Genomic DNA, 16,155 nt, shown 5'->3' on the forward strand with positions numbered 1-16,155 from the left:
TGAAATACAATTTTTAAGCATTTAATTAATTTTTTATTTTACAAAAAAATAGAATTAAGGTTTTATTAAAAAAAGATTTATATAATTTAATCTAAATAGTATTATTAGTAAAAATATTTTACTCATTATTAAATTAATCAATTAATTCATTAAACTATAGGAATGTGAATTAAATGAAGAGAACTAAAAAACTAATTATAGCTATCCTTATTGTTATCCTTATAGGTCTACTAACAATAATTGCTGGCGCATTATTTGTTGGACCAAGTTTAACTGAAGAAAGCAAAAATGTACTTGTTTTAGCATCAGATAAAGGAGAACAACCAAATGGTGCAGTAGATATGGCATTTATGGTTCATTTAGAAAATGGTACTATTGCTAATTATACACCAATATATCCAGGAGGTATGACACACCCTTCACAATCAGAACCTGCGGGAACAGGGGTTGGTGGAAGAATGCTTCTACACGACTGTCTTTGGGATGGTGTGAAACCAGGTATGAAGTATGCTAGTGAAATTGTGGAATATAATACAAAAATGCATGCTGATGCAGTAGTTATTGTTTATACTGATGGAATAGATGCAATCATTAAGTCTATTAGTCCACTTAAAGTGGATGGTGTTGAAACTAACCTAAGTGCAGAAGATATTATTCGTGAAAACGATGCATATAACGGATATCCGGGTAACGGCAATGTTCAAGGAAACATGTCTAGAGGAGATGCAGTAATGGTTCTTGTTAAAGCACTTGCAGAAGCAGCTAAAGATCCTACTAAGAAAAATACAATGGTTCAAACTGCTTTAGACCAATATTCTAAAGGTAATATTATAATGACCCCAGAAGGATCATTTACAAGAATGCTTGCCACAAAAGGATTTGAAAATTTAGCGAATTGATGTCTTTAAAGAATAATTTCTTTAAAGAACTTTTTTATTTTAAAAACTTTTTTATAAAATTTATATATGTGATGGATTAATTAAAAAATTAGTCGCATGCTTTTTTTGCAATATTTTGACCAATTTCAAATGCGAATTGTAAATCTTGAGGAAATTGAGTTTCACGAATATGTCTTCTTTCTTTTTCATCAAAAATATCAGAAACATATCTTGAATAATCTTTAAATTGATAAGTTTCATGAACATAGAGATGTTCAGGTTTTGTAAAAATTCTTTCTAAAGTACTTTCATATTTATCAAAGAGTTCATGATAGCCCATCCTATAAGAAGCTTCATCATTAACATTCATTGTATAAATACATGCCAAAGGCATTCTTTTGTGATTAACTGTTTCAACATTACTGTACACTAGAAAAGGAAACATGAACCTTTCCAAAAAGCATCTCATATTCCCAGTCAAATCACCAAAATAAACTGGTGAGCCTAAAATTACACCATCTGATTGTGTAACCTCATTTAATATAGGTTTAAAATCATCATTATAGACACAACGTCCATAATGACGACCATTTATTCTTTTACAAGCAAAACAACTTTTGCAACCATTAAACGGAATATCATATAAATCTATTCTTTCAACTTCGGCCTCTGGAAGAATAGATTTAATTCCTTCTAAGGATTTATCCAGTAATTGTGCTGTATTAAAAGTTTTTCTAGGACTGCCGTTTATAGCAAAAAATTTCATTCTTTAGCCTTTAGTTCATTGCACAAATCAACTGCCTTTTTAGCAGCATTTTCCATTGAAATTTCGTATGGAATTCCTGCTTCCTCAAGAAGTTTTTGGCCTTCTTCTTCATTAGTTCCTGTTAATCTGATAACTATATGCACTTCCCTATCTGCTTGTTTTAATGCATTGATGACACCGCGTGCAACATCATCCGCTTTGGTAATACCACCTAAAACATTTAAGAATACCACTTTAACAGGATCATAATTTAATACAATATTTAATGCCTGATTAATAACATGTTCGGAAGCTCCACCACCGATATCTAAAAAGGTTGCCGGTTCTCCACCATTAAGCTTAATCATGTCCATAGCAGTTAGTGTTAAACCTGCACCATTACCAATTACAGCAATGTCTCCATCCAATTTAACGAAGTCAACTGCTTTTTTCTTATAATGCAACATGTTAACTAAATCCTGATGTCTGTATAAAGCATCATTTTCAACTTCCAATTTAGCATCAGCAGCGATTAAGCCATCAGGAGTCAATACTAACGGATTGATTTCAGCAATTTCACAGTCATATTTGTCAAAGACATTATATAGTTTCCAAATTACGTCACCCATAGGACCTATCAATTCAGAAGGAACTTCCATTTTACGTGCAATTTCACGAGCTTCATATGGCAAGAAATCAATTAAAGGCTGTGGATAATATTTAATGATTTTTTCAGGATTTGTTTTTGCAAGATTTTCAATTTCAACTCCACCCTCCTTACTTACCATAATAAGTGGTCTTCTTTCAGACCGGTCTATTGAGATACTTAAGAAATATTCCTGTTGAATATCAGCTTTTTCTTCAATTAATAAATGCTTTACTTTTTCGCCTTTTATTTCCATTCCTAAAATTTCATCAGCAACTTTTAAAGCTTCACCAGGATTATCTGCAAATTTTACACCACCAGCTTTACCTCTACCACCAGTTAAAACCTGTGCCTTTAACACAACTGGTACTCCCATTTCTGAGCATATTGCTACAGCTTCTTCGGGAGAGTATGCTACATGTCCTTCAAGAATTTTAATTCCTTCCTTATTGAATACCTTTTTTGCTACATTTTCGAAAAACTTCATTTTAACACCTAATTAAACTAAATTATATCCTGCCTCAAAAGCCTTAATATTTTTTTCTTCGGTTCCTGCGGGAACACTATCTTTAATTGCTTCAACAGCAGCATTTTCAGATATAATACCTGTAATTTTTGTAATTGCTCCCACCATAACAATATTAGCAACGATTTTAAGGCCGATTTCGTCATTTGCTGTTTTTGTTGCGGGAGCCTCATAAACTTTAATGTTATGTTGGTCTATGAAATCACGTACATCTTCCACATCAGTGGTGCCTGGATCAACAATTAAAGTACCGTCATCCTTTAAATCAACAATATATTTGATTAAAGCCTCATTAGACATTGCTACCAATATATCTGGACTTTGTACTTTTGGATAATCGATTTCATCATCACTGACAACGACTTCACATTTTGAAGCTCCTCCACGAGCTTCAGGACCATAAGATTGAGTTTGAACAGCTTCATTTTCATCAAAGATACTTGCAGCCTTACCCAAAATAATTCCTGCAAGAATTACTCCCTGACCTCCAAATCCACCTATTCTTATTTCAGTTCTCATTATAATTCCTCTTCATATGCTGAATTGATTAAAGTTTTTTTACCAAATTTCTCTTCACTGATTCTTTCAATATTTTGTGTAAACTCCTCTCTTTGGGAATTAGCAAATTCACCAACAACTATTTTTCCTTCCAAGTCTTTTTTCCTCATCCTATCAGCAGAGGATTTGAATACAGTATTCATTTTTAAAGTTACAGCCATAGCTGTTGGAGTTCTAAGTTTATTTTTACGACCATAATAAGTTGGACATTGAGTTACAACTTCAATGAATGAAAAACCAGGATTTTTTAAACCGTCCTTAATAGCTGTAACCAAACTTTCAATTTGAATTGTAGTCCATCTTGCAGAGTAGGTAGCACCTGCAGCAGCTACAAGTTCAGCCAAATTGAATGGAGTATCCATATTTCCATATGGTGCAGTAGTTCCGAAACTACCTTTAGGAGAAGTAGGGCTGATTTGACCCCCAGTCATACCATAAATATTATTGTTAATACATATTACGGTTAAATTAATGTTTCTTCTTGCGGCATGGATTAAATGATTACCTCCAATAGATGCACAGTCACCATCACCAGTGAATACAACAACATCCAAATCCTTATTGGCAGTTTTCAAACCGGTTGCAAAGCTTAAAGCTCTACCGTGAGTAGTGTGCAATGAATCACAATTCATATAACCCGGAATTCTTGATGAACATCCGATACCTGAAACCATTGCAATATTATCAAAGTCCATTTCTGCTTTTTCCATACCTTGAAGGAAAGCATTCATGATAGTTCCATTTCCACATCCCGGACAGAATATGTGAGGCAATCTGTCTTCTCTCATATATGGAGTAAATTTATTTTCTTTAGACATTTAATTTCCCCCTATTTCATTTATTTTAGATAATATTTCATCTGGAGTAGGCATCAAACCGCCAACTTGACCCATAAGATAAACATCAGCATCTCTTCTCAATACGCGGTCGACTTCATAAAACATTTGACCTAAGTTCAATTCAACGACCATGACTTTAGATGCATTTTTAGTCAATTCTTTTACCTGTTCTTCTGGGAAAGGCCATGGAGTATCCAATTTGACATAACCTACTTTTTTGCCTTCTGCTCTTGCTTTTTCAACAGCTTCTGAAGCGGACCTTACTGGAGCACCATAGGATACAATAACAAAGTCTGCATCTTCACAGTATTTGGATTGTACTGAACAGATTTTATCCCTGTTATTCAATACCTTATCACATAACCTTTGAACTAAAGCATCATGAGTTTCAGGATCATTAGTATCAGGATAACCTCTTTCATCGTGAGTTAATCCAGTTACGTGGATATTAAAGCCTTCACCGAATGCAGGCATTGGATTTGTTCCATTTTCAACATTTCTGAATGGCAAAAAGTTTTCCTTATCTTCAGGCATTTGCCTTGCGACAATTTCAATATCATCTTCAACAGTTATCTTTTCTCTCATGTGCCCAATGATTTCATCAGCCATTACAAACACAGGAGTTCTATACTGTTCAGCCAGGTTAAATGCTTTAATTGTAAAATCAAAGAATTCCTGAACACTGGAAGGTGATAACGCAATCGGTTCATAGTCTCCATGAGAACCCCAGCGGGCCTGCATCATATCACCCTGTGCGGCCATGGTTGGCTGACCGGTTGAAGGTGAACCTCTTTGAACATCAACAATGACAATAGGAGTTTCAGAAATGAATGCATATCCGATGTTTTCCTGCATTAAAGATAAACCCGGACCTGATGTTGCAGTCATTGATTTAGTTCCACCCCAGGAACCACCAATAATTGCTCCGGCTGATGCTATTTCATCTTCCATTTGAACAAATGATCCCCCTACTTTCGGAAGTTCACGAGATAAGGTTTCTGCAACTTCAGTGGATGGAGTAATAGGATAACCTGCAAAAAATCTACAACCTGCTTTTAGTGCACCTTTTGCACAAGCCTCATTTCCTTGAATAAAAAATTCTTCTGACATTTTAACACCTATTTCTTCCCGTTTGAAAATTTAGGATTGAATGAATTATCTTCTTTTCCAACCCACCAATTTTTATTAATATCAACTGTAATAGCTTGATCAGGACATATTACTTCACAAACTCCACAGCTAGTACATCTATCTTCAAAATTTACATAAGGAAGTAGTACTCCCTTCTTATTTGCTTCTGAAGATATTGCATATACGTTTTTATAACACATAAATAAGCAAAGGTGACAACCTTTACATAAATCCTCATTAATTATAATCAAATTTACAATCTCCTAAACAAATCATTAAATTATAATGTATAATATATTTGTGTTCAAACCTTTAAATAACTTATTGAAATTTTAATATTTAAATGAAATAAGAAATTTTAAAATAAATTAAAAACCATAAAAGAAATTATGAAAAAAATTACTACACCTGTCAGTGAAGAAGAAATACTTTCTCTTGATGTTGGCGACCAGATTTCCATTTCAGGCATTATGTACACTGGCCGTGACGCCGCACTGCCCCAACTTGTTGAATTAATCATACAAGACAAACTAAATTTTAATATAGAAGGGTCCGCCATAATGCATACTGCAGTCAGCAATGCAGGAATAGCTCCAACAACAAGTAACAAAGAGGAAATCGAATCAACGATTCCGTTTTTAAGTAAAAATGGAGTGAAAATACATATTGGAAAGGGAATGCTTCATGAGGAAACAATCAAATCATTAAAGGAAAATAATTCTATTTTTGTTATAACACCACCAGTAGCTGCATTATTGACTAGCAAAGTTATTGAAAAGGAATGCATTCTATTTGAAAATGAAGGAATGGAAGCTTTTTATAGGTTAAAAGTAGATAATATTCCCGGAATTGTTGCAGTAAGCAATGGTAAAAGTATTTAAAAAAAAGTAAAAAATTAAGAAGAAAGATTATTCTTCATCTTCTTCATCATCAGATTCTTCTCTTTTTTCGAAAGCATCTACGAAGTTTACTTTAGTAACTTCTTCAATGTTTTCCCAGATGTCTTTAGCTATTCTGAATCTTGCGAATGTAATGTCCATGTAGGATTGTTGATCGAATTTAGCCATTTCATCTAATTGAATGTCTACAACACCATCTTCAATGGAGATTTCAGTTTTTTCTAAGTCCACATTAGGATTGGAATAGTGTAACTCAATCATACTTTTGATTTTTTCTTCGTTGTCTTCGATGATTTCAGTTACTTCAACATCATAAATTAAGTCTTTTCCTGCTAATGGGTGGTTGAAATCAACTTTTACTCTTCCGCCGTTAACGGTTAAGATTCTACCTTCCCCACCTTCAGCCTGAATTCTCATACCTGGATATGGAGTCATGCCTTGTTTTTTGAATTCTTTCATAGGGATTAATTGTATTGCTTTAGGGTCACGTGGACCGAATCCATTGTCGCTGTCTACTTCAACAGTTTTACGTTCTCCTGCTTCAAGACCAACAATTTCTTTTTCAATAGCAGGTAATAAGTGGTTTCCTCCAACTACAATTGGGATTGGTTTGTAAGTTTTGTTTTCATCAAAAATTTCAGCTTCTTGAGCTATTTCATCATAAGTAGTATCAAATACTTCATCATTTTCTTTTATTTTACCAGTAAAATTTACACGAACAAAGTCGCCGTCTTTAATTGCCATAAATAATAACGCTCCTATAAATAATTAATAAACATTATAACATTAATAACTATATTTATACTACTTATTAAAGTTTTGTTTTGAAAAACTTATCAAATGCTCTCACAATATTTTTATAAATAAATAAAAAATAAAATATTATTATGCAAAGACGAGGAGCAGTCAATTTACCACTACATGGAGGGCATCCGCCAAGATGGCTATTTTCAAGAATGGTTGAGTTATCCGGAGCATTGACATCAGTCATTATTGAAGAATATAGCTTAAATGAATTTATTAGAAGAATATCCAATCCATACTGGTTTCAAGCATTCTCCTGTGTTTTAGGCTTTGACTGGCATTCCTCCGGAACAACCACCACCACAATGGGTGCTCTAAAAGAATCATTATCTCCCGAAGAGCATGGAATATATCTAAGTGGAGGAAAAGGTGCAAAATCTAGAAAAACCCCCGATGGAATTGCACATGCAGGAGAAATATTCAACTTGAAAACAAAAACAACTGAAAAATTAATTGAAACCAGCAAACTATCTGCAAAAATAGATAATTCATGCATTCAGGACGGCTATACATTATATCAGCACAATTTCTTTGTAACTGAAAAAGGAGACTGGGCAGTGATACAACAGGGAATGAATACAGATAACAAGTATGCCCGCCGCTATCACTGGATGGGGGAGGAAGTTGATGATTTGCTGATGGATCCCCATAGCGGAATATCATGTGACATGAAAACACCGCAAACACTAAACATGACTGACAAGCAAAGCAAATCCGCACAAAAAATTAGTGTTGATTTGATTAATGATAATCCTGACCATTTAAGGCAGTACTTCAAAAGAAAAGATAATCAAATGCTTTTGGAGGATTTTACAATGCCTGAACACCATCCTGTCCTAGACATGGACATATCAGATAAGGAATTTGAAGTTCTAAAGAATGCCTGGGAAATACAGCCTGAAAATTATGAAGAATTGATTTTGCTTCAGGGAATTGGTCCTAAAAAAATAAGAGCCCTTGCACTGATATCGGATTTGGTTTATGGAGAGCCTGCAAGCTGGAAAGATCCTGTAAAATACAGTTTCACCCACGGAGGAAAAGATGGTTTTCCATATCCAGTAGATAAAGAGGTTTATGACAATTCAATTCAAACGATAAAAGATGCCCTTGACCAGGCAAGAATAAAAAAAGATGAAAAATTGAAAGCCATTAAAAGACTGGATGATTTTATCTCTTAACGGTTTTCATCATGAATATTTACATTTTTACCATGAGCCGTTGGAATTACTTCCAATACAGGATTTTCAAATTCCAAATCAAACTCTTTACCATCCATCAATAAATGCTGGAATACTGCTAGAGAAGACACTTCAGAGTGGGGCTGTGTTGTAACTGACACATTCCAGTCAGCAGCCTTATAGACTTTTCCAGGGACTTTAGAACCCCCAACAATAATTAAAATATCACTGCCATCTTCCCTGATTTCAGGTGCTACTTCATGAGCCTGTGAGCCGTACATTGTCAAGTGAACTACTTTTCCACCTTCCTTTTTCCAGTTATTGATTACACCCATATAAGAATCAGTATGTTCTATTTCAAAATTACCCCCAAATCTCTTGGAAGTATCTCTTACATTATCCATAAGTTTATTGTCCTCTTCGCCTGCAAGATAAATTTTGCTTGCACCAAATGCACGGGCAGTTAAACATACATGAGTTGTGATACGAGTATCCCTTTTTAATCTATGATCCAATCTTAAAACATTAACATTCATTTTATCACCAAATTATAAAAAATATAAAGCTATTGACATGAACAGTAAAGCCATTAATCTCCCGACTTCATTACTCATTCCCAATACATCACCATTTGCAACACCAAAGTTTCTTCGGGCAATTTGAGATATTAAAAATCCAGAAATTATAGCTCCCAAAAGTCCAATTAAACCAACAATTCCACCCAACAAGAATGCGATAATTGCCACAATTATAGTTGACAATGCATAGTTAAATGAGTTTGTTGAAGATATGAAATAGCTTCCAATTCCCGGAGTTAAAGGCTTTGATGTTAAGGCAGTTGTTAAAAGTGAGTTTTTAGCCACCATTTCACAAATGATTATTCCCATGAAGAACTTATAATCCAAAACATTGCAAATTCCTGCAATTGTAATTGAAGCTACTATAAATAATGTCGCTATTCCACCAGCACCCACTGATGAGTCCTTAACAACACTAATCTTTTTTTCTGGAGTTCCATGAACCATGACACCATCAGCCATATCCATTACACCATCAAGATGATTATAACCCGTTATTAACATTAAAAATGCATAAACTAAGGCTGAAGTTAAAAATGTATTTAAATGCAGAATTTCACCACAGACAAATCCACAAACTGCAGCCAAAATACCAATAATCAAATGTAAAAATGGCCAGCACCATGTTAAACGTGTCATATATTCAATTGATGTGAAAACATTAATCGGGAGTATTGTCGAAAAAGTCAATAGCCCCAAAAGAGATTTGATGGGTGAAAATCCTTCTTCTGTAAAATAATCATCATCTTCCATTAACTATCCCCAATAATAATTTAAGTAAAATTATAAGTTAATTAAAATTAAAAAATAATCTTTAATATTTAATATGATATGTCATACTTTATATATTACATTTACTCCCAGTTAAGAAACAGCCAAAAAAGCAAACACAACATACAACAAAAAACTTGAAAAAGAATATTAATTATCACACCCCGCAAACCAATTTTGATTTAAATTTTCTAATCAATAATAAAAAATCTTCATTTTTAATCCGAAATTATATGAAACAGTTTTAAATATATTTCTTATTTTATAGTTTATGTAAGTAAAAACAATAAATTTTTAAAATAATCCACAATTAATAGAGAATGATTAAAAAATACTCAATAAAAATAATTATTTTTAGTAAAAGTTATATGTCATCATTCCATAATATATTATCTGTATATAATTTAGCTTATATGCAATCAAAATTCAAACGGATAGATGATTACAAACAATAAAATAAATAGGGGGCTTAATTACGAAACTCAATAAAAGTTTATTAATCTGCTTAATGCTTTTAGTTTCATGTCTTGCAATTAGTGCTGCAAGTGCTGCAGACATCAACAATACAAATGATGCAGTATTATCAGACACATCAGATCTTGAATTGAAAGCTATTAGCGAAGCAGATTTATTATCCAATAACACCAACAATATTGAATTAACCGTAAGCACAAATGCTACACCATACAATGAAAATGCAACCATTGAAGTTTCCATCGCAGATACCGATACTTCAAAAGATTATAATGGAAGTGTCGTACTCCTAGCAATAGATGGAAAAAATGTAAATAACATTACACTCAACAGTGAAGGAAAAGGATCATACATCATTCCTGCAAGTACCTATGAAGTAGGTACATACCATGTTGAAGGTGTTTACCAAACCGAAAATGATCAAATTATTATAGAAGACACTATTTTAAATATTACAAAAGTTACTCCGATTGTTAGCGTTGAAAATGTCACCGTAAAAACCGGAGAAGCAGTAACTATTCCATTCAATGTAACTGACAATAAAGGAAAACGTATTGCTGGAGGAGTTATTGTAACTATCTTCTGGGAAAATGATAGTCTAAGCAAATATGTTGAAATTGATGAAGGAAAAGGTGCTGCTGATTTCAATTTAGGAGAGTTAATTGGAATATTCAGCAATAGTAATGGTACATTTAATATTTCAAGCCTATTTAACGGAACCGGCATCAACATATCAAGCTTATTTAACGGATCAAGCATAAACTTAGGTAACTTAACTAACGGAACCAGTTTAAACATTTCCAGTTTATTCAACGGAACCAGTTTAAACATTTCAAGCTTATTCAACGGAACAAGCATAGACTTAGGTAGCCTATTAAACGGAACCACAATCGACATATCCAGCATAATAAACAGAAATTCAACATCCGACAGCACTGATGTATTAGGTGCAAGTATTGATATTGATACATCAAGTCTAATAAATGGAACCAGCATAGACTTAGGCAGTCTATTTAACGGAACCAGCATAGACATATCAAGTTTATTTAATGGAACCAGTATTGATACATCCAGCCTGTTTAACGGAACAAGTATAGACTTAAGTAGTCTATTAAACGGAACCAGCATAGACTTAGGTAACTTAACTAACGGAACTATCGACATATCCAGCCTATTAAATGGAACAAGCATAGGCAATACTTCAATTAACACAAGTGGAATTGCAGATGCCCTTTCAAAGATACTTAAAGATAATACACAAGTAACATTCAATTATATTTTTGTTCCAGGAACTTACAACGTAACTGTTACTTATTTAGGCAACAGAAATTATAATAAAGCTATAAATGATACCGCTAAACTCATCATAGTACCTAGAGCGAATATTACTGCAGATAATGTTATAATGCGCTATAAAGATGGTTCTAAATACATTGTTAATTTAACTGATTATGAAGGTAATCCATTGGCTAATGAAACTATAACTATACTCATTAACGGCCAAAGCTACAACAGAACAACCGACAACAATGGTACAGCATCCCTAGCAATTAATTTAGAATCAGGAAATTATACTGTTTCTGCATCATATACTGCTAAAGGAGATTACTTCACAAATACTGTAGAAAATAATATTACTGTTTTAACATCCATTGATGGTAATGACATAGTCAAAATGTTTAAAAACGACACACAATACTACGCTACTTTCTTTGACGAACAAGGAAAAGCATTGCCTAAAGATACAACAGTTACTTTCAACATTAATGGTGTAATGTATGAAAGAAAAGTTAATGAAAATGGTACCGCTAAATTGAACATTAACCTAGGAGCTGGTGAATATATCATCACTGCAACCAATCCTGTTACCGGTGAAAAACATTCAAATAATATTACAGTATTGTCTTATATCCAATCAAGCGATTTAGTGAAATACTATAAAAACGAATCACAGTATGTTGTTACAATATTAGGTAAAGATGGAAAAGCAGTTGGTGCTGGCGAAACTGTAACATTCAACATTAACGGTGTATTTTACACCCGCCAAACCAATGCATCTGGCCAGGCTAAATTAAACATTAATCTAATGCCAGGTAACTATGTAATCACTGCAGAATATAAAGATTGTAAAGTTTCCAACAATATAGAAGTCCTATCTATTTTAACTGCTACTGATCTTGTAAAATCAACTAGTGAAACAAAAGCATTCGGAGCTAAATTAGTTGACGGACAAGGCAATCCATTAGCAAATAAAACTGTTAACTTCAATATCAATGGAGTAACATACAACAGAGTTACTGACAGCCAAGGTATTGCAAAATTAAACATTAACCTACAAAAAGGAGAATACATTATAACCTCAAGTTATAATGGCCAAAACATTGCAAATACCATTACTGTAACAGAATAAAAATTAGTGGCGGGATGATTATTCATCCCATTTTATCTTTTTTTAGTTTAATCATCAAAAATTTTTGATACACAACCTGCAATTAAACCTGCAAAGACATTATCAACCATCGGAGGCAAATATGCCAATACTCCAGGTTTAACTGTAATATAGCGATTAAAATTGAATACTGCTTTTGTTCCTGCAATCTGATTTGAAATAGCTAAACCAAGCAATTCATTAGAATAAATATTATTATGACCTACAGCATTTATTTCACGTATTCTTCCAGCGGAAACATCCTGTTCTGTTCTAAATGCTGCCATTAATAACATGATTACATTAATATCAGACAATGCTTTTAATATTTGATTTTCCATTTTTTGTTTTAATTCTTCAGTTACATCAGCATCATCGACCAGTTCCATTCCAGAATCAATCAAATCTCCAATCAATATGCCTTCAGAGACAAGATAATCCAATATTCCGAAAGTCAAATCGAATTTTTTAAATGATTCATCCATAGAATTGATAATAGACTCTTCAATATTCAATTCATCAATGTCAATACTATCGAACTTAAGTTCATCATCTTTTGGAACATCACATAAAATAGCTAAAAATTCATTATTATCCAATATATTTGTGATATGGCGAGGCAAGTTTAAATTAGCCAAATATTTGGCCTTGATTTTTGAAACAGTTTTAAATATTTCAATCAAATCTTTTTTTGATAAAGCTTTCTTAATATACACAACATGGCTGATATCAAGTTTTGCATTTTCAAAACCTTTTGTAGAGTTTAAAACTTGCAGGTTTTCAGTGAAATCCTGAAGGATTAAATCATTTGAGATGAATGTATATAAAATCAAATCCCCATAGGATTTTCTAAAAAAATTTATTGAATCTATTTCATGAGCAATATACTTTCTAGTTTCCTGATTAAGCAATGGTTTTGATGCACTTTTAGAACTGTTTTGTGATTTAATAATATTGACATTTTCAACAATATTTATTCCATCACTATCTGCAAAGTCGCTGACTGCTAAAAAGTGGTCAGGATTGTTAATAAAAACCCCATAATCTTTTTCTGTAATATTTACTCTATTCATAGTTTCACCTCAAATCCGCAATACATGATATTTCGCCCAGTTCATCCTCATAGACAATGACCCTAACAATGTCTCCTGCATTTATACCAAAATCCTGACTTGGCTGATTAAGCAATTTAGCCAAGATATGGTCTTTTTTAAGTTCCATACCTCGAACCCACATGCCTTCAGGATTTAATCCTTCCTTAAAAAAATAAACTAAAAAATCATCAGGAAAATCCTCATTCCTACAGGAATCAAGTTCTTCGAAAAATCTTAGCATCTCTATTTCATCATTGTCTCGATAACTTTCAGTTTGTCTTATTGCATAATTAACATAATATTCTATATCAAAATCATTATTGATAAACAAATCTTTTAAAAAGAAGAATTCTTTATCGTTCAAAGTGTCTTTTCTAATTACCTGAAACGTATCGAAATTTGGACGATCATAAAGAGTAATTTCATCACCCTCAATCAATCCTGTTGTAACAAGTAAAAAAGAAAACCCCCGATCATAATCCAAAAATGGGAAAAGAAACATTGCATTTACTTTCCTATCAATGGATATTTTATCAAATTCTTCTTCAAAATTTTCTAAATCAATGTTTTCAATGTTAAATAATTTTTCCTGATATTCAGCATCTTTTTTTGATTTGACTATAATGGGAGTATACAATAAATCTCTAAAAGTTGCATTATTAAATAACATGAAATCACCAATACTATTAATACTATTTAAACAAAACTATTATTAAATGTTTATATGAAATTTAGGAGAATTATTTATGACAATAATTATTGACCCCCAAAGTAGTGGAATATCCGGAAACATGATAATTGGTGCATTGGTTGATTTGGGTGCTGATAAAAATGAACTGGAAGAAGTAATGAAAAAATCAGCAAAAATAATTGGAGAAATTAATGTAATATTTGACAAAATTAATAAAAAAGGTATTGATGCTACATATTGCCATGTTGAAATGCTTGATAAAAAAAGTCATGTTCATTATAATGAATTAGTCGATAAAATAAATGCCCTAAATTTAGATGAAAGTATTAAAAAAACATCTCTTAATGTGTTTAAAAGAATAGCTATTGCAGAGTCAAAAGTTCATGGAAAAAATTTGGATGAAATACACTTTCATGAAGTTGGTGCAAGCGATGCGGTGGCAGATGTAGTCGGTTCAGTTTGGGCATATTATTCCCTGAATTTAGATAAAGAAAAGATAATTGGCCTTCCTATATCTGTAGGTGGAGGCCAGGTAAAAACTGCCCATGGAATTCTGCCTGTTCCGGCACCGGCAGTTCTGGAAATATTGAACGGACTGAACTTTAAGGGAGGGCCTGTTTCAAGTGAACTTGCAACACCAACAGGATGTGCGATTTATGCTGAGTTGTGTGATGAAATAAATGAATTTATTCCTCTGGTTAAAGCTAAAAAAACAGGTTATGGAGCAGGAAGCAAAGACTTTGACCACCCAAATGTATTAAGAATCATCCAAACAGAAGATGAGAATGAAGATGATAAAATTGATGTTATAGAAACAAACATTGATCATTTGACCGGTGAGGAAATAGGTTACCTGTTTGATGTTATAATGGATGCAGGAGCATCTGATGTGTCAATAACACCAATCATCATGAAAAAGAATCGTCAAGGAAGTTTGCTGAAGGTAATTTCCAAAAAAAGCAAACGTGACGAAATAGTCAACTTGATATTTAAAGAAACAGGAAGCTTGGGAATAAGAATCGCTCCAAACATTCACCGAGGACTTGCAAAACGAGAATTCATAAAAAAGACTTATGAAATAGAAGGTAAAGAATATGAAGTTACCTTCAAAATAGGCTATGTTAATGGTGAAATAATTTCCAAAAGGCCAGAATATGAGGATTTAAAAAGAATAGCTATTGATAGCGGTTTGAGTTTAAGAAAAGTTAAGGAGATAATTCATGAATAAAGCAATAGCAGTATTTTCAGGAGGGCTTGACTGTACCGTGGCAGCAAGCGTTTATGCAAAAGACTATGAAATTCATGCAATCACATTCAACTATGGACAAAAGGCATTTGAACAGGAATTAAAAGCATCTCAAATAATCTGTGAAAAAATGGGATTTAAACACCATATAATAAATCTTGATTGGTTATCTAAAATCAGCACATCAAGTTTAAACACATCAGAAGAAATTCCTAATGTTGATTTTAAAGATTTGGATGATGCTGAAAAGTCAGCCGAAAGTGCCAGCAGCGTATGGGTTCCTGCAAGAAATACTGTATTTACATCAATTGCCGCATCATATGCTGAAAGCATAGGTGCTGAGATAATAATCGTCGGATGGGATAAGGAAGAGGCAAATACATTTCCAGACAATTCAAAAGAATTTTTAAAAAGTTTTAATGAACTGTTTAAAGTTGGATCACCAATAGACATTGAAATTAAAGCACCTGCCATTGATTTGGATAAGGATGAAATTGTTAAGTTAGGTTCTGATGTTAATGCCCCGATGGAACTAAGTTATTCATGTTATAAAGGAACCGACATTCACTGCGGTGTTTGTGAAAGCTGCATGAGAAGAAAAAGAGGATTTAAAAAAGCAGGCATAAAAGATTTGACAATATACGAAAAATAAAAAAAGAAGTGTAATTG

At 32.9% G+C, this 16,155-nt stretch carries 17 protein-coding genes; 6 read left to right on the forward strand and 11 right to left on the reverse strand.

The features are described from left to right. Positions 1–173 precede the first annotated feature (173 nt). Positions 174–899 carry a DUF4012 domain-containing protein gene (locus tag SM9_RS09225; RefSeq protein WP_058739859.1) on the forward strand — a complete coding sequence of 242 codons (726 nt, stop codon included), beginning with the start codon at positions 174–176 and terminating at the stop codon, positions 897–899. An 88-nt stretch (positions 900–987) separates the two neighbouring features. On the opposite strand, the gene SM9_RS09230 is transcribed toward SM9_RS09225, so the two are convergent. Genes SM9_RS09230 through SM9_RS09255 form a run of 6 tightly spaced genes read right to left on the reverse strand, consistent with a single transcriptional unit; the run spans position 988 to position 5,574 of the window. Beyond that, positions 988–1,644 carry a flavodoxin family protein gene (locus SM9_RS09230; protein WP_058739860.1) on the reverse strand — a complete coding sequence of 219 codons (657 nt, stop codon included), beginning with the start codon at positions 1,642–1,644 and terminating at the stop codon, positions 988–990. Continuing rightward, the gene (gene sucC / locus SM9_RS09235) at positions 1,641–2,756 is read right to left on the reverse strand and encodes an ADP-forming succinate--CoA ligase subunit beta (protein WP_058739861.1); all 1,116 of its coding nucleotides are present in this window, start codon (positions 2,754–2,756) and stop codon (positions 1,641–1,643) included. The genes SM9_RS09230 and sucC overlap by 4 nt, the downstream gene beginning before the upstream one ends. A 12-nt stretch (positions 2,757–2,768) precedes the next feature. Beyond that, positions 2,769–3,314: a 2-oxoacid:ferredoxin oxidoreductase subunit gamma gene (locus SM9_RS09240; protein WP_058739862.1), complete on the reverse strand. Its 546-nt coding sequence runs from the start codon at positions 3,312–3,314 to the stop codon at positions 2,769–2,771. Beyond that, complete coding sequence (locus SM9_RS09245; protein WP_058739863.1) at positions 3,314–4,171, reverse strand: 2-oxoacid:ferredoxin oxidoreductase subunit beta; 858 nt, start codon at positions 4,169–4,171, stop codon at positions 3,314–3,316. Before SM9_RS09245 ends, SM9_RS09240 begins: the two co-directional genes overlap by 1 nt. After that, the gene (locus tag SM9_RS09250; RefSeq protein WP_058739864.1) at positions 4,172–5,302 is read right to left on the reverse strand and encodes a 2-oxoacid:acceptor oxidoreductase subunit alpha; all 1,131 of its coding nucleotides are present in this window, start codon (positions 5,300–5,302) and stop codon (positions 4,172–4,174) included. It lies immediately after the preceding gene. A gap of 8 nt (positions 5,303–5,310) precedes the next feature. After that, entirely contained in the window at positions 5,311–5,574 is a 264-nt protein-coding gene (locus SM9_RS09255) for a 4Fe-4S dicluster domain-containing protein (RefSeq protein WP_083495894.1), read from the reverse strand. A 138-nt stretch (positions 5,575–5,712) separates the two neighbouring features. On the opposite strand from SM9_RS09255, the gene SM9_RS09260 reads away from it, so the two are divergent. Then, positions 5,713–6,204 (forward strand): fumarate hydratase C-terminal domain-containing protein, encoded by a 492-nt coding sequence (locus SM9_RS09260; protein WP_058739865.1) that lies wholly within the window; start codon positions 5,713–5,715, stop codon positions 6,202–6,204. Positions 6,205–6,231: 27 nt separating this feature from the next. Here the strand turns inward: SM9_RS09260 and SM9_RS09265 are convergent, their stop codons facing one another. Beyond that, positions 6,232–6,966, reverse strand: a complete 735-nt coding sequence (locus tag SM9_RS09265; RefSeq protein WP_058739866.1) for a peptidylprolyl isomerase — start codon at positions 6,964–6,966, stop codon at positions 6,232–6,234. 143 nt (positions 6,967–7,109) lie between these two features. Here SM9_RS09265 and SM9_RS09270 point away from each other — a divergent pair, with 143 nt between their 5' ends. Continuing rightward, entirely contained in the window at positions 7,110–8,204 is a 1,095-nt protein-coding gene (locus tag SM9_RS09270) for a DUF763 domain-containing protein (RefSeq protein WP_058739867.1), read from the forward strand. On the opposite strand, the gene SM9_RS09275 is transcribed toward SM9_RS09270, so the two are convergent. Next, a complete protein-coding gene (locus SM9_RS09275; protein WP_058739868.1) occupies positions 8,201–8,740 on the reverse strand; it encodes a tRNA (cytidine(56)-2'-O)-methyltransferase in 540 nt (179 codons plus the stop codon). The two genes, SM9_RS09270 and SM9_RS09275, sit on opposite strands and share 4 nt — an antisense overlap. A gap of 12 nt (positions 8,741–8,752) precedes the next feature. Continuing rightward, the gene (gene cobS / locus SM9_RS09280; RefSeq protein ID WP_058739869.1) at positions 8,753–9,535 is read right to left on the reverse strand and encodes an adenosylcobinamide-GDP ribazoletransferase; all 783 of its coding nucleotides are present in this window, start codon (positions 9,533–9,535) and stop codon (positions 8,753–8,755) included. 526 nt (positions 9,536–10,061) lie between these two features. Between cobS and SM9_RS09285 the strand changes: the two genes are divergently transcribed. Continuing rightward, positions 10,062–12,437: a carboxypeptidase regulatory-like domain-containing protein gene (locus SM9_RS09285; RefSeq protein ID WP_058739870.1), complete on the forward strand. Its 2,376-nt coding sequence runs from the start codon at positions 10,062–10,064 to the stop codon at positions 12,435–12,437. A gap of 47 nt (positions 12,438–12,484) precedes the next feature. On the opposite strand, the gene SM9_RS09290 is transcribed toward SM9_RS09285, so the two are convergent. Together SM9_RS09290 and SM9_RS09295 are read right to left on the reverse strand one after the other, a co-directional pair. Next, complete coding sequence (locus tag SM9_RS09290; RefSeq protein WP_058739871.1) at positions 12,485–13,528, reverse strand: phosphatidylglycerophosphatase A family protein; 1,044 nt, start codon at positions 13,526–13,528, stop codon at positions 12,485–12,487. 4 nt (positions 13,529–13,532) lie between these two features. Continuing rightward, positions 13,533–14,219, reverse strand: a complete 687-nt coding sequence (locus tag SM9_RS09295) for a hypothetical protein (RefSeq protein ID WP_058739872.1) — start codon at positions 14,217–14,219, stop codon at positions 13,533–13,535. A gap of 76 nt (positions 14,220–14,295) precedes the next feature. On the opposite strand from SM9_RS09295, the gene larC reads away from it, so the two are divergent. After that, positions 14,296–15,468: a nickel pincer cofactor biosynthesis protein LarC gene (gene larC, locus SM9_RS09300; protein WP_058739873.1), complete on the forward strand. Its 1,173-nt coding sequence runs from the start codon at positions 14,296–14,298 to the stop codon at positions 15,466–15,468. Beyond that, the gene (queC, locus tag SM9_RS09305) at positions 15,461–16,138 is read left to right on the forward strand and encodes a 7-cyano-7-deazaguanine synthase QueC (protein ID WP_058739874.1); all 678 of its coding nucleotides are present in this window, start codon (positions 15,461–15,463) and stop codon (positions 16,136–16,138) included. Before larC ends, queC begins: the two co-directional genes overlap by 8 nt. Positions 16,139–16,155 lie beyond the last annotated feature (17 nt).

It is taken from the genome of Methanobrevibacter millerae (assembly GCF_001477655.1).
Classification (GTDB): domain Archaea; phylum Methanobacteriota; class Methanobacteria; order Methanobacteriales; family Methanobacteriaceae; genus Methanocatella; species Methanocatella millerae_A.